The sequence below is a fragment of the Emticicia fluvialis genome (assembly GCF_024793945.1).
In the GTDB taxonomy this organism is placed as follows: domain Bacteria; phylum Bacteroidota; class Bacteroidia; order Cytophagales; family Spirosomataceae; genus Emticicia; species Emticicia fluvialis.
In genome coordinates this window covers 58,610-71,610 of the sequence record NZ_JANUSD010000014.1, presented here as the reverse complement: position 1 = coordinate 71,610, position 13,001 = coordinate 58,610, and the positions used below count along the sequence as shown (strand labels likewise).

The window sequence follows — 13,001 nt, the reverse complement described above, 5'->3', positions numbered from 1 at the left end:
ATTAAGTTTAGAAACTTTGATGGCGTAAAATTACTTTCGGCACTATGCTGAAAACATGACATAGGCTTTAAGAAAACATGACATTAATCATAATTCAGGCGGGGTAGTATTTCCCGGCCTAATCAATGCCTTCGGTATCTGAATTAGCAATAAAAGCCCTGAATCTGGCTTTCACGCTGCGGTAGTCCTGCTCAAAATAATCCATCCTTTCTCTGAAATAGCTCTGGTCCAGCCTTTGCTCTTTATCAAGAATGTTATCTTCCTGTACGCCCACAGCCAACCCCTTTTCAATGTCAGTCAGTTCGGTCGATAACTGTTTAATAAGCCTTTCGAAATGATGAAACTGGTTTATGAACCACTCCTGCCTGTTATTGAGCTCTTTGTTGTCAAGGGTGTCAATTTCCTGTACTACGGTCAGAAAAAAATCTGTTTCCTTTTGCATCATTTCCAGTTCATTGCGCCATATCCTGTTCTGAAAATGACTATGGCTTAGTTCTGAGTACTTTTTCATTGTCTGGTGTGTTTAAATATTTGAATGATTCAGGTAGATTTTCAGACCTGAAAATGGTCTGTTTTATTTATAGAATATCTTTTTTTGAAAGGGCTTCTCCGCTGGCAGGTTTTTAGCAAAAGCCCCTTTGCCTTTAGCAGACAAAGGGGCCTTTTCTGGCTGATATCAAGGCTAAGCCGGGCTTTATTTTACCAGAATGGCCGGACTGATTGCGCTGACCCTGCCATATTTTAAAAAGTAACTACTTCATGTTCTGGCACTGTAACGTTCGCTTCGTCATAAATGCTAAACAAAGGTATAGTTGGGTTATAGGCAAACCGGCGGGTAACTGAACGGTTAAACAGCACATCAAAAAATGTATGGCGGCGTGTAACCATTACCAGCATATCTGCCTCGTGGTTATTCAGATACTCAATTATTCCTTCCTCAGCCGTATCACCTATTATCTGATAATCCACCAGATTCACGCCTTTAAAATAATCATGGTATTCGTATCTGGTAAGGCTGTTTATATCTGTCGGAACCTGGTTTTCTTTCAATACATTCAATAAAGTAAGCGTAGCGTTATTGTTAATCAGCAACGCTTTCAGTTCATCCAGCTCATGAAAAGACTGAACCGGTTTGTAGTCAACCGCAAGCACCACATTTCTTACTGGTCTTATTTCAGATTTAACGGGTACTACAATAGAATTGGTCATTACGTTTCTTACCACATCGGTAGCAGTACTGCCAAATAGAATGTCATTACCCTTGCCTGTAGCGCCTACCACTACAAAATCATACTGATTTTTCTGGTTAAGCACCTGAATGGCACTACCCGGCGATGTTGGCATCAAATCTGTTTTAAATGTATGTATCTTGCGGGTATCCCATTGTTTTACTTCTTCCAGATGCTCCAGGATTTCTTCTTTGGCACGGGAGAACAACTCTTCTATCATTGAATACGCAATTTCAGGAGACCCTCCTGTCGGAAAAGTATCGTAAGCATGCATCAGCGTAAACTCGCAGGGGGTATCGCCAAACAATTGAATGGCGTATCGTATGGCCTTTTCTGAAGCTTTCGAGAAATCGGTCGGAAGAAGTACTTTTTTCATGATGGTTGAAATTTATTTTAACGAAACAAAGCTATATCAGCCATCATCATTTTTTTATGAGCGTATATAGGTACAAACATGATTGATGTCAGAAAAAAAAGACAGGCAAAACCTGTCTTTTTTCAGCATTTGAACCTAAATACTTTACCCTAGCAAATTAAAAAACTGCCTTAAACCTTAACAAAACTGACAGTTTTTTAATTTTTTATAAATTGTTGCGTAATGCCCGGGGCTTCTGTTATTTTTTCGCATCCGCGGTTATTGAGGCGGTTTGCAAAGCAAGGCACTAATACTTTTTCAATTTCTTCTATTCTGAATTTCAGTAGCACACCTCTGGTGTTATTCATCATATCGTTGTTCAGATACACCACCAGCATATTTTTATCAAGACCTATCTGTCTGGTATAGGCTTTCCAGTCGCTCACCAGATTCTGCTTTAGTTTTTTTACCCGGTTTTCAATCAGGCTATAAAATATCTTCTGCGATTTTTCATCCTGATTAATGATATCGCTTTCCTGCAAAAAACGCTTGCCTCTCAGGTCATATATCTCCCAGTCCTGATTTTCAAGACAATAACTTCTTTCAGTTTTGCAGTTACCCTCATGCAGATAAAAACCCAGAAAATCGTTCTTCAGGTAGCTCACCCGGGTTGATTTATAGAAATAATGATACAGCTCAAAATCATAGCATTCTTTGTCTCCTTCACAATTTCCGAAGGCTGTCATACCAGACAACCAATCGTTCAGGAAATCCTGCGTGCGGATGTCAAGCATTCCGTCCAGCACTGCGTGAGACGTTTTCCAGGTGCAGTCAATGTCATCTTCCCGTTGCACGTACTTTACGTTTTTCACGGTTATCTGTGCTTTATTGTTTATGAATTTCTCTGTTTCCGGAATCCCCGCAAAATCAACCTGCGCCTCACAATTACGGGCAACAAAGAATAGAATCACCAACAATATAACACCGGCTAACGCCCCGGACTCAAGGACAAACACAATAGATTTACGAACGTACGCAATCAGGTTTCTATGTACTTTTGTTTTCATAGACAGGTTAAATTGATAAGCAAAACTAGGTAAGCGCTGCCAACCAAAATCTATTGTGCCTCATCAAACTTTATGATTTTCGGCAGGTTTTTCTTCATCAAACAAAATCCTTACCGAGGGCGTATAGGTGTCGTCAAACTGGCCATCGTTAGTAGCCCAGATAAACGAGAACAAGAAGCCGCCCGCTACCAGCAGGGCCGCCACAACCAGAAATATAATAACAGCCATTTTAAATCAGTTTTTTGATGCGTGCAAAGAGGTAGGTCATGCCTACGGCAAACAATACTACAGAAAGCGAGCTTAAGGGCATAAATATTGCCGCCATTACTGGTGATAATTGCCCCGAAACCGCCCAGCCAATACCTATAAAATTATAGACCAGCGACAACACAAAGCTGGCTTTTACAATATTAAGCGCCGTTTTACTAAAACGGAGAAAGTCGGTCAGCCTGTCAAACTTTGTGGCATCCAGAATGGCATCACAAGCCGGCGAAAACGCCTGAACGTCTTCGCTCATGGCAATGCCCACATTACTTTGGCGCAAGGCTCCGGCGTCGTTCAGGCCGTCGCCAATCATTAGCACGTGGCGGCCAGTCTCCTGCTCTATTCTTATAAAATCAAGTTTATCCTGTGGTTTCTGATTAAACAGCAAGCGGTTTTTATCAAAATAAGGGCTCAGGCTTTCTTTCTCTTCATCGTTATCGCCCGATAATAAAGCGAGCTTAAAGCCAGATTTCAACCGGGTCAACACTTCGCGCCAGTTTTTTCTATAATTGGCTTTGATGGTAAAATACCCCCGGTACTCCTTATTAATCTCTACATTTACCTGCCCGGTGCGCAGGGTATGGGTATGCAAACCTAAAAACTCTGCATTACCCAGCCTTATAAAATTACCGGCTACTGCCCCTTCAATACCCATGCCTTTTATTTCATTAAAATAGCTGATTTCGCTGCTTCCTGCACCCAGGTGGCGGCTTATCATTTTGCTCAGCGGGTGCACCGACTGTGCCGTTAGCTGGCTAACCCACCCTTTTTCTTCTTCGGTAAGTTGGCCGTCTTCAAAGTGCAGCTGCCCGTTTTTGTTTTCGGTAAGGGTTCCGGTTTTGTCAAACACCACCTCATTAATCTCTGTAAGCAGTTGAATTACATTCTGATTTTTAACAAAAAACTTATTGCGCCCAAAAATACCCATGGTGGTGTTCATGGTAAATGGCATTGATAGTGTCAGGGCACATGGGCAGGCCACCATCAGCACAGCGGTTACGCTTTTCCAAACAATATCGGGCTGTACATTATACCAGTAAATGCCTGTTACAAGCGCAATCAGTAAAGTGGTATAGGTAAAATATTTACTAAAGGCATTGGCCAGATCTGTAGCAGGTGTCTTTTTTTCTTTTTTAAAGGCCTCGTTGTTCCATAATTCGGTCAGGTAGCTTTGCGACACCTTCTTTTGCACGGCCAGTGTTACCTTTTCGCCAATCAGTCGGCCACCTGCATATATCAATTCGCCTTTCTCTTTTTTTATCGGTTCCGATTCCCCCGTTACAAAACTATAATCAACGTAGGCTCGCCCCGACAGCAACAGCGTATCGGCCGGAATCAGCTCCTGATGGTGAATCTCCAGTACATCGCCTTTCTGAACCTCAGTTACGTTTTTATAACCTCCGTTTACTTTAACCGCCAGCGGGAAATACGATTTGTAGTTTCGTTCAAAAGACAGGTAGTTATAAGTTACCTGTTGAACCCATTTGCCGGTAAGCAGGAAAAAAACCAGCCCGGCGAGGCTATCCCAATACCCTGCTGAATGGTTAACGAAGGTCTCGAAACTACTGCGTACAAACAAGGCGGTAATACCCAGCGCAATAGGAATATCTACGCTTAACACATGGGTTTTGTTCCGGATATTCTCTTTGATAGACACAATGGCACCTTTCAGGTAATCTGAAGCCCCAAAGAAAAACACCGGCAACGATAACAGAAAGTTGAGATACAGAAAAAACCTCTGATACGTGGCATCCACCAGGTTGTTTAAATCAAGCCGGAAATACTCCGGAAAACTCAACAGCATGATATTACCCATGCAAAAGCCCACCACCCCTATCTGCATAATCAGGCGGCGTTGCACACGGTTTTGCCCGGGCTGATGCTCAGCGCTTTGCAGGTTTATCAGTGGCTCATACCCCAGTGTTGCCAGTAGTTCCACTATGGTTTTCAGGCTTACTTTGGCTGGGTCATAGCTAAGCGACAGCTCCTTTTTCAGAAAATTGAGCCGGGCTGTAAATACCCCGTCCTGAATTTTGTTGAAGTTTTCTAACAACCATACGCAAGAACTGCAATGAATGGCCGGAACAAAAAGTGTAACCTTATGAATGGTCTCGCTGCTGAAATCAAGCAATTGCGCCTGAATTTTGTCGTCGGCCAGATAATCAAACCTGCCCTTAAAGTTAGCCGCTTTCAGGCTAACCCCGGCATGCTGGTTAAGGTCATAATAAGAACAAAGATTATTGTCTTGCAGTATCTCATAAACTGTTTTACAGCCATGACAACAAAAGTGTTTGTCTTCCAACACAATCGGGCTGTCGGCACAATCTTCACCACAATGGTAGCACGTTGTTTTTGTTTCGTTCAGTGTCATAGCTGTATCGTTTATCAGACTACATATAGTTCAGGTCGTTGTTCAGTTTCAGCTTCACAATTTTAAGTTTGTTCAGCAGCAGAATAATTGGGTACGTAGGGTCAAACTCATGCCATTTTACGCCGAAGTTCGCCCTACCGCCCAATTTATGATGGTTGTTGTGGTAAGATTCGCCCATCATCAGAAAATCAAAGGGCAACAGATTTCTTGCGGTGTCGTTCACCTTAAAGTTGGTGTAGCCATATTTATGTGCAAACCAGTTAATAATAACCCCGTGCACCGGGCCCATCAGGTAATGGATCGGCAACAACAGATACTCCCAGGCACTGGTTGCAAAATACATATAAAACAAGGTATACAATACCCCCCAGCCTATTCTCGACACCCAGGCGTCACCCAGGCGCTCCATAAACATCCAGTTAGGTACACCTTTCTTAAACTTGGGCTCAATGTTGGCTTTGTCGTTCAGAATATCGTTATAGTAATTTTTGGTTTTCCACATCATGTGAAACAAGTTATCTGAGTAGCTCGGCGAATGCGGGTCTTGCTCGGTGTCGGCATAAGCATGGTGCAGGCGGTGCATAATACCGTAAGCTTTAGGGCTGAGAAACGACGACCCCTGTGTTACATACGTAACCACGTAGAAAAACCTCTCCCAACCCTTCGTCATCGTAAACATCTGGTGGGCAGCATAGCGGTGTAAAAAGAAAGTTTGTGAAAACAATGATAGGTACCAGTGGGCCAGGAAAAAAATTAAGATTGCCATTAAGAATTGTGGTTATTTTAAAGCCCAAAATTAGGTATCGTTCCAAACCACAATTATGACCAAACGCCAATAAAAAAACTGATAGATATCATTTTTTTTAGAAGCCGATTCAAAATCTGAATCCAGAAATTTTGCTAAACGGTAGAAAACATTATTTTTGTAGTACTAATGTTCAATTAAACTTATTACTGGTTTTTAAACCATTCAACACATGAAAAACCTTAAACTTTTTTCTGGCTGCTTTACCGGCTTTGGTCGCAGCCTTTGCCTGCCTGCATTTTTACAGCACAAACATTTTATGATGGCTTAGCCAAAGTAAAAATTGACGGAGCGGCCTGTTGGCACTTTTATACTTATCTATTTTAATGCCTTATTAGTCTTCAGGCTATTGTACGCCTATTCGGCAGAGTAGGTTAGTTCAACTTACTATACCATTCCATAAACTAACAATGTTCAAAACTAACTTTTATGAAAACTCACTTCCGGTTTCTTTCATTTTTTATGGGTTTATGCGCAACTGTTTACGCCAAACAAGACTCAACCATTATAATAGTCGACAAAAAGAAAGCACATACGCCCATTTTTGTGCAATACAACGGCAATTTTGGTGGCTATAAGGTTTTAGAACTCAATGAAAATAAAACCGAAACCCTGGTAATTAAAGAACCTTACCCAATTAGATTGATATCAAACGACACCGACAAAAAGTACCGGTTCGGGCGTCAGCTATCTTTTGTAATATACCCCGGCGAAAAACTCTATCTATCTAAAAACAAAGACAATGTAACTTACATCAGAAGTCTTTCTGACAGCACCAGAAACAACGAACTTGATTTTTTCAACGAGTTCGAAAAAATATGTGGCCAGTTTGAGGGATTCGCCGTTATGCAAATACCTGTCAAAATTTCAGGAATAGCCAGATACAAACAGCTTGAAGCCAATTACAACAAAAGAATAGCTTTTTTAAATGAATACAGAAGCCGAAAACCAATACGAGACACCTATTACCAATACCTGAAAGCCCTTTTTCTGAACGATTACCTCGTTACCCTTGCTGCACCTTACTTTTCGCCATACGAACAAAAGCGATTACCGCAAAACAAGGAAATAACAGCCGCGTTCGAGAATAACTTCATTAGCAGCGACCAGTTCTTCTATGAATCCAGCTATCGGGCCGCTGTGCTGAGTTACGTATTGCTTAAGTCTGGCCAAGACCTTGAAAAAACCGGAACTGATTATAAGAAAATGGCAGAAATTGCCCTGAACACCTTATCAGGTCCTACGCTTGAGGCTGTTCTGCTAGACATCATCAACCTTAATAAACAGAACACCGATAAATCTATTAATCTTCGTATTGCAGAAAAACTGGCATCAATTGCCCAAAATCCATTCATTCGTTCTTTTGCAACTGATAACCTCCTGCCTTTTTATAAAACCACTCAACAAATAGGAAACAACCTGCCCTTGCTAAACGGTAAGTATGAAGCGGGCGAATTGAACGACATTTTCAAAAAATCGGGTAAGCGCTTTTACTATGTAGATTTCTGGGCCAGCTGGTGTGGGCCATGCCGGGCAGAAATGCCGGCCTCGCATAAACTGAAAGCAGAATATGCGCAGAAAGACATTGGTTTTGTTTATATCTCAACCGATGAAGACCCTAACGCCTGGAGCAACGCTATGCAACAATTGGGCATTGCCCCAGGCGAATCTTATCTATTGCCAAGCGGCAATGCTTCGGCAATTGCCAAAAGATTCAATATCAGCTCTATTCCCCGATATCTTCTCATTGATGCCCATGCACAGATAATATCTGACAATGCCCCAAGGCCATCTGACCCTGAAGTGAAGCGGATGTTTGATAAGCTCCTGAACAATTAATTTTTTGCCTGAAATCTATTCACTCATAATTTTAAAGCAATCATGAAAAACTTCATTTATCTTTTTGTTATTCTTTTTTACGGCCAAACTTTGGCCCAAACCACTGCCGACAATACACTCAGCAAAGCCAAAGCACTTATGAATGATTACCGTTTCGGCGAGGCCATTCAGATGCTGGCTGGCTGTAATACCCAACCCTGCCTGCTTGAAAAAGGCTTTTGCTATGCAAAAACCGGCGATTACAAACAAAGCGATACCTTCTACGGAAAAGTGCTGGTTGCCGATTCCAGCAATCGTACAGCCTTATTTCAGATTGCTAATAATGCCGAAAGCACTGGCAATTACAAGAAAGCAAAAACCTATTACACTAAGCTGTTAAAGGTAGATTCAACCAATGCTACGTACCTCAAACTACTGGGGGTGGTTTACACTAAACTAGGGAACGATTCGCTGGCCATGGTTTTACTTCGCAAAGCCATTTCGTTGAACGACCTTGATTGCGCAAACGAACTGGGCAAAGTATATATGCGCAGAAACATGACCAAAAATTGTCTTAATCTGGTAGAAAGACACCTGAAGTATGATTCTGCCTACCTGCCTTTGCATCAGCTGAAAGTTAAAGCGCTATATAAAGAGATGAAGTTTCAGGAGGTGATTCCGGCCATTCGAACCCTGATGGCTCTGGGAGACTCCAGCCTTGCTTATCAACGCATGCTGGGCTTTGCCTATTACCGAACCGACAGCACCAGACAATGCATAGAAGTATTAGAAAAATACACGCAAAAAGGCGAGCCGGAAGAAGGGATAGACTATTTTCTGGGGCTTGCCTATATGAAAGAAAACAATATGGCCAAAGCCAAAATACATTTCGAAAAAGCCATTGCCATGGGTGTATCAGAAAACATAGCCGATTATTATTATACCCTGGGCTATATAAACGAGAAAGAGAAAAACTATAGTGAAGCCATTGATGCCTATAATAACGCTTATCTGTTCGATGACCGCCCCTACCTGCTTTTTTTAATGGCCCGAACTTACGACTGGAAAAACGACAAAAACCACGCTGTTGAGTTCTATAATAAATACCTGTTGTCGTCAGACACCGTAAAGCAGTACAGGTCTGATGCCACCAAAAGGCTGGAGTATCTGAAAGCCAGATAGAATAAACACCTAAAACTTATTGATTCTGTTAATCGTATTAAAAACTACGCAGCAACGGAAATTTAAAAGAAAAAAAACCGAAAAATCACACTTTTCGGGTAAATTCTTTATTACTTTAAAGAGAAAAGTAAAATAGTGGCAGATAAATCTTTAAGGCAGTACATAAACAATTGCACATGTATAAAATACCATTGCTGGCAGTTCTATTGGCAGGTAAAAGTGTTTACCTACACAATAGAACTGTAGATATTGCGTCCAATATCATTCTGGCGTTCAAGTGTCCATTTGTTAGTAAATGCGGTATGTATCCAGGAGTTTCCCACTTTCCTGAAAACACTAATCTGTAACCCTAGTTTTTCCCAGAAATACTCTTCAATCTGCTCAATTGTCATATTCGGTGATATAATAAACACCGAAGGATTCTTCAGGCTTGAGATATCGTTCAGAGTATGGAAGGCGTCAGTGCTCATTTCATTTCCTCTATGATACACCTCTATCTTCAGAAAAGGGTAAATTTCGTTAAATGCCCTTGCTAACTGATTAACTGACATTTCCTTATCAACAACAATCTTCATGTATAGTATTTTTCAGCGTTAAATTTACTGTATTGCCAAAACCGGAACCTCGGCATCAAAAACCAGTCGACGGGTATTACCTGCAAAGAAAATCTTCTCAAGAAACCCATGATGCTTCGGAAACGTAATCAAAAGTTGAGCATTTCTGCTTTTAACAAAACTGTTAATGGTCTCAACCTGATTTTTACCAGTCACTGTCTGAAACGTATGCGGCACATTCTTCAGTAACTCACGCAAGCTTAATTCTGCTTTTTTAATATCTTCTATTGGTAATGCCGGTGTATTGGGGGCTACATAAATTACATCAACCACGGTGTCAAGGTCTCTTAAAAAATAAATAGCTTTTCCTAATACGGCGGCATCTATGGGTTTGCTCAGGTCAACCCCCATCACGGCATTTTCAAAATGCTTAATTGTGTAGTTGGGCGGTAAAACCAGCATTGGTATTTTCAATGAATCAATCATTTCGGTGGCCGCACTACCAAAAAAACCAGCGCCAAGCGGAGAGTCCCCCACGCTACTCATCACAATCAGGTCAACTTCAAATTCTTTAGTTGCGGTTTTAATGGTATCAATTACAGAACCGTGCCTGTAACAAACCTCTATTTCTAGTGGCTGATTAACCCTGGCCATCACTCTTTTTTTTAAATCACTCAGTTTTTTGGCACTAATTCTTTTCACTTCATCAATAGGCAGCCCGTAATTATCATCATAGGTATTCAAAAAACGGTATGCATGAAACAATACCAGGCGCGCCTGCTGCTTTATTGCTATATTTGCAGCCAGATGTGCAGCCTTATTGCCTGCCCTTGAAAAATCGGTAGCCAGTAGTATAGTTTTCATAATGCGGAATCTGGATAGTTTCATTGCAACAAAATTCTATATTTTTCGGGCCATTGAATATGAGTTTCATCATAAGTAGCTATGATAAACTCAAAAAAAAAACATTTGGGCGGTTTCAGAAAACTGATATTTGTCATATTTTTAGCTTACAAAACTTCTCTTCTTTGCTGATGAAAAACAACCCAGGTACGAGGTCAACAGTTGCGGAAATGGATATATTACACCAGTCGGAGGCTATTTTCTTGTTTGCCACTGAAGGAATTTTAATAGCGGATAAGCAAGGGAAAATTGTAAGAGTAAACCCAAGCGGTGCGGCAATGTTTGGGTACGAGCCTGAAGAACTGGAGAACCTGTCTATTGAAGATCTGATTCCCGGCAGATTCCGCCATACCCATACCGAACACCGCAGAGCATTTAACGAGCATCCACATGCGCGCTCGATGGGCAGCGGCATGGATTTGTACGCCCGCCGTAAAGATGGCAGTGAGTTTCCGGTTGAAATCAGCCTCAGCCCTTATCACAACAGCAAAGGCGCGTATGTGATAGCCTTTGTTATTGACATTACCATTCGTAAAAAAGCCGAAAACAGATTGGTTTCTTATAAAAACGAACTGGAAGTGGAGGTGGAAGAACGCACGCTTGTATTAAAAGAGGCCATTCAGAAACTGGAAAAAACCAAAGATGAACTTGATAAAGCACTAAAGCGCGAGCAGGAACTGAACCTGATGAAATCCAGGTTTATTACACTTGCCTCTCATGAATTCCGCACACCATTGGCTACAGTTTTGTCGTCATTATCACTGGTTGAAAAATACGCCGACCTTGACGAGAACGAAAAACGCGACAAGCACATTAGTCGCATCAAATCGTCGGTACGAATGCTGACCGAAATTCTGAATGATTTTCTATCGCTCAATAAACTGGAAGAAGGCAAAGTAATTGTATCGCCTGAAACATTTGACATCAGCGAGCTGATTGACGAAATTTGCCAGCAGATGCAGGGCATTGCAAAAAAAGGGCAAAAGATATTGTACGACTGCATTTCAGGAGACGACTCGCACCAGGTAAGAATCGACCCCAAGATCATCAAAAACATTTTAATAAACCTTGTTTCTAACGCCATCAAGTTTTCGCCTGAGGGCGCACAAGTGTTTGTAAGCGTACGCCTGGACGAAAACAGCGTAACGCTTCGGGTACAAGATGAAGGCATTGGTATACCGGAGGCTGAGAAAAAACACCTGTTTGAGCGGTTTTACAGAATGAGCAACGCCGGCGAAATACAGGGTACTGGCTTAGGCCTCAGCATCGTGAATCAGTACGTAAATCTGTTAAAAGGAAAAATTGATTACTCAAGCCAGGAAAACAAAGGCACTGAATTTGTTATTACCCTACCAAGACAATTATAAGCGAAAAGCTATGAAAAAAATATTATTAATTGAAGACAACGCTGAAATAAGAGAAAACACATCTGAAATACTTGAACTGGACGGATATGAAGTTCTGACAGCCGAGAATGGAAAAGTTGGGGTTGACATTGCCATAAAAGAACAACCAGACCTGATTATTTGCGATATCATGATGCCTGTGCTTGATGGCTACGGTGTTTTGCATTTACTATCAAAGCAAGAAAAAACAGCCTCAATACCGTTTATTTTTCTTACTGCCAAAGCAGAACGCTCTGATTTACGAAAAGGAATGGATATGGGCGCCGATGACTACATCACTAAACCTTTTGACGATGTAGAACTGCTTAGCGCCATTGAAAGCCGCCTCAGAAAAAAAGAATTATCTAAAAAGCAATACGCGCAGGATATAACCGGCCTTGACCAGCTCATTGCCGATGCCAACGGGGAACAGGAGTTAAAGAAACTGACTGAAAACCGCGAGATAAGATACTTTAAGAAAAAAACTGAAATTTACAGAGAGGGAGACTTCCCCCTTTATCTGTATTATGTACTGAAAGGCAAGCTGAAAGCCTTTAAAACTAATGATGATGGCAAAGAGTTTATTGTAAACCTCTACCATCCCGGCGACTTTGTTGGTTACGTTGACCTGATTCAGGAAACCAATTTTACCGATACCATTGAAACCCTGGAAGACTCAGAAATTTGCCTGATACCCAAAAAAGACTTTAACAACCTTTTATTACAAAACCCGCAGGTGGCACAGAAGTTTATTCAGCTGCTCTCAAAAAACATCAAAGACAACGAAAGCAGCTTGTTAAAACTGGCCTATAATTCGGTGCGTAAACGTGTTTCTGAGGCATTGCTCAAGTTTTTTCCAGACAACCAGGCGTCTATGAAAATCAGCCGTGAAGACCTGGCCAGCGCCGCAGGAACCTCTCTGGAAACGGCCATTCGCACCTTGTCTGACTTTAAAGACGAGAAACTGGTAGAAATTGAATCAGGCAAAATAACGATTGTTAATCCCGAAAAACTAAAAAAACTCAGAAACTAGCAAATATGACCGCTATCATATTTCTTTTTTTGTAA

The 13,001-nt window shown here is 41.4% G+C and carries 12 protein-coding genes; 4 read left to right on the top strand and 8 right to left on the bottom strand.

What is annotated here, in order from left to right; translation table 11 throughout:
• Positions 1–118: 118 nt before the first annotated feature.
• The 6 genes from NZ848_RS16245 to NZ848_RS16220 all read right to left on the bottom strand — a co-directional run bounded on the left by NZ848_RS16245 (position 119) and on the right by NZ848_RS16220 (position 6,052).
• Positions 119–511: a hypothetical protein gene (locus tag NZ848_RS16245; RefSeq protein ID WP_253527466.1), complete on the bottom strand. Its 393-nt coding sequence runs from the start codon at positions 509–511 to the stop codon at positions 119–121.
• A gap of 230 nt (positions 512–741) precedes the next feature.
• Entirely contained in the window at positions 742–1,605 is an 864-nt protein-coding gene (locus NZ848_RS16240; protein WP_259016395.1) for a universal stress protein, read from the bottom strand.
• Positions 1,606–1,802: 197 nt separating this feature from the next.
• The gene (locus NZ848_RS16235) at positions 1,803–2,651 is read right to left on the bottom strand and encodes a hypothetical protein (protein ID WP_101725810.1); all 849 of its coding nucleotides are present in this window, start codon (positions 2,649–2,651) and stop codon (positions 1,803–1,805) included.
• 63 nt (positions 2,652–2,714) lie between these two features.
• Entirely contained in the window at positions 2,715–2,879 is a 165-nt protein-coding gene (gene ccoS / locus NZ848_RS16230) for a cbb3-type cytochrome oxidase assembly protein CcoS (RefSeq protein ID WP_259016394.1), read from the bottom strand.
• A gap of 1 nt (position 2,880) precedes the next feature.
• A complete protein-coding gene (locus tag NZ848_RS16225) occupies positions 2,881–5,286 on the bottom strand; it encodes a heavy metal translocating P-type ATPase (protein WP_259016393.1) in 2,406 nt (801 codons plus the stop codon).
• A 19-nt stretch (positions 5,287–5,305) separates the two neighbouring features.
• On the bottom strand, positions 5,306–6,052 hold the full coding sequence (locus tag NZ848_RS16220) for an acyl-CoA desaturase (RefSeq protein WP_253527477.1): 747 nt from the start codon (positions 6,050–6,052) through the stop codon (positions 5,306–5,308).
• Positions 6,053–6,520: 468 nt separating this feature from the next.
• Between NZ848_RS16220 and NZ848_RS16215 the strand changes: the two genes are divergently transcribed.
• Together NZ848_RS16215 and NZ848_RS16210 are read left to right on the top strand one after the other, a co-directional pair.
• Positions 6,521–7,930, top strand: a complete 1,410-nt coding sequence (locus NZ848_RS16215; protein WP_259016391.1) for a TlpA family protein disulfide reductase — start codon at positions 6,521–6,523, stop codon at positions 7,928–7,930.
• A gap of 42 nt (positions 7,931–7,972) precedes the next feature.
• Positions 7,973–9,091 carry a tetratricopeptide repeat protein gene (locus NZ848_RS16210; RefSeq protein ID WP_259016390.1) on the top strand — a complete coding sequence of 373 codons (1,119 nt, stop codon included), beginning with the start codon at positions 7,973–7,975 and terminating at the stop codon, positions 9,089–9,091.
• 227 nt (positions 9,092–9,318) lie between these two features.
• Here NZ848_RS16210 and NZ848_RS16205 read toward each other — a convergent pair whose 3' ends face one another.
• Together NZ848_RS16205 and NZ848_RS16200 are read right to left on the bottom strand one after the other, a co-directional pair.
• Positions 9,319–9,666 (bottom strand): hypothetical protein, encoded by a 348-nt coding sequence (locus NZ848_RS16205; RefSeq protein WP_101725816.1) that lies wholly within the window; start codon positions 9,664–9,666, stop codon positions 9,319–9,321.
• Between the two features lie 24 nt (positions 9,667–9,690).
• A complete protein-coding gene (locus NZ848_RS16200; protein ID WP_259016389.1) occupies positions 9,691–10,509 on the bottom strand; it encodes a universal stress protein in 819 nt (272 codons plus the stop codon).
• Positions 10,510–10,679: 170 nt separating this feature from the next.
• Between NZ848_RS16200 and NZ848_RS16195 the strand changes: the two genes are divergently transcribed.
• Together NZ848_RS16195 and NZ848_RS16190 are read left to right on the top strand one after the other, a co-directional pair.
• Positions 10,680–11,915, top strand: coding sequence for a PAS domain-containing sensor histidine kinase (locus tag NZ848_RS16195; RefSeq protein WP_259016388.1), 1,236 nt, complete (start codon positions 10,680–10,682; stop codon positions 11,913–11,915).
• Between the two features lie 10 nt (positions 11,916–11,925).
• Positions 11,926–12,966, top strand: a complete 1,041-nt coding sequence (locus NZ848_RS16190; RefSeq protein ID WP_101725819.1) for a response regulator — start codon at positions 11,926–11,928, stop codon at positions 12,964–12,966.
• Positions 12,967–13,001: the final 35 nt, after the last annotated feature.

Coding starts and splice junctions, on each gene's coding strand:
- NZ848_RS16235 (WP_101725810.1), bottom strand. CDS start 2,651: ATGAAAACAAAAGTACATAGAAACCTGATTGCGTACGTTCGTAAATCT.
- NZ848_RS16240 (WP_259016395.1), bottom strand. CDS start 1,605: ATGAAAAAAGTACTTCTTCCGACCGATTTCTCGAAAGCTTCAGAAAAG.
- NZ848_RS16205 (WP_101725816.1), bottom strand. CDS start 9,666: ATGAAGATTGTTGTTGATAAGGAAATGTCAGTTAATCAGTTAGCAAGG.
- NZ848_RS16210 (WP_259016390.1), top strand. CDS start 7,973: ATGAAAAACTTCATTTATCTTTTTGTTATTCTTTTTTACGGCCAAACT.
- NZ848_RS16245 (WP_253527466.1), bottom strand. CDS start 511: ATGAAAAAGTACTCAGAACTAAGCCATAGTCATTTTCAGAACAGGATA.
- NZ848_RS16220 (WP_253527477.1), bottom strand. CDS start 6,052: ATGGCAATCTTAATTTTTTTCCTGGCCCACTGGTACCTATCATTGTTT.
- NZ848_RS16200 (WP_259016389.1), bottom strand. CDS start 10,509: ATGAAAACTATACTACTGGCTACCGATTTTTCAAGGGCAGGCAATAAG.
- NZ848_RS16190 (WP_101725819.1), top strand. CDS start 11,926: ATGAAAAAAATATTATTAATTGAAGACAACGCTGAAATAAGAGAAAAC.
- NZ848_RS16225 (WP_259016393.1), bottom strand. CDS start 5,286: ATGACACTGAACGAAACAAAAACAACGTGCTACCATTGTGGTGAAGAT.
- NZ848_RS16195 (WP_259016388.1), top strand. CDS start 10,680: ATGAAAAACAACCCAGGTACGAGGTCAACAGTTGCGGAAATGGATATA.
- ccoS (WP_259016394.1), bottom strand. CDS start 2,879: ATGGCTGTTATTATATTTCTGGTTGTGGCGGCCCTGCTGGTAGCGGGC.
- NZ848_RS16215 (WP_259016391.1), top strand. CDS start 6,521: ATGAAAACTCACTTCCGGTTTCTTTCATTTTTTATGGGTTTATGCGCA.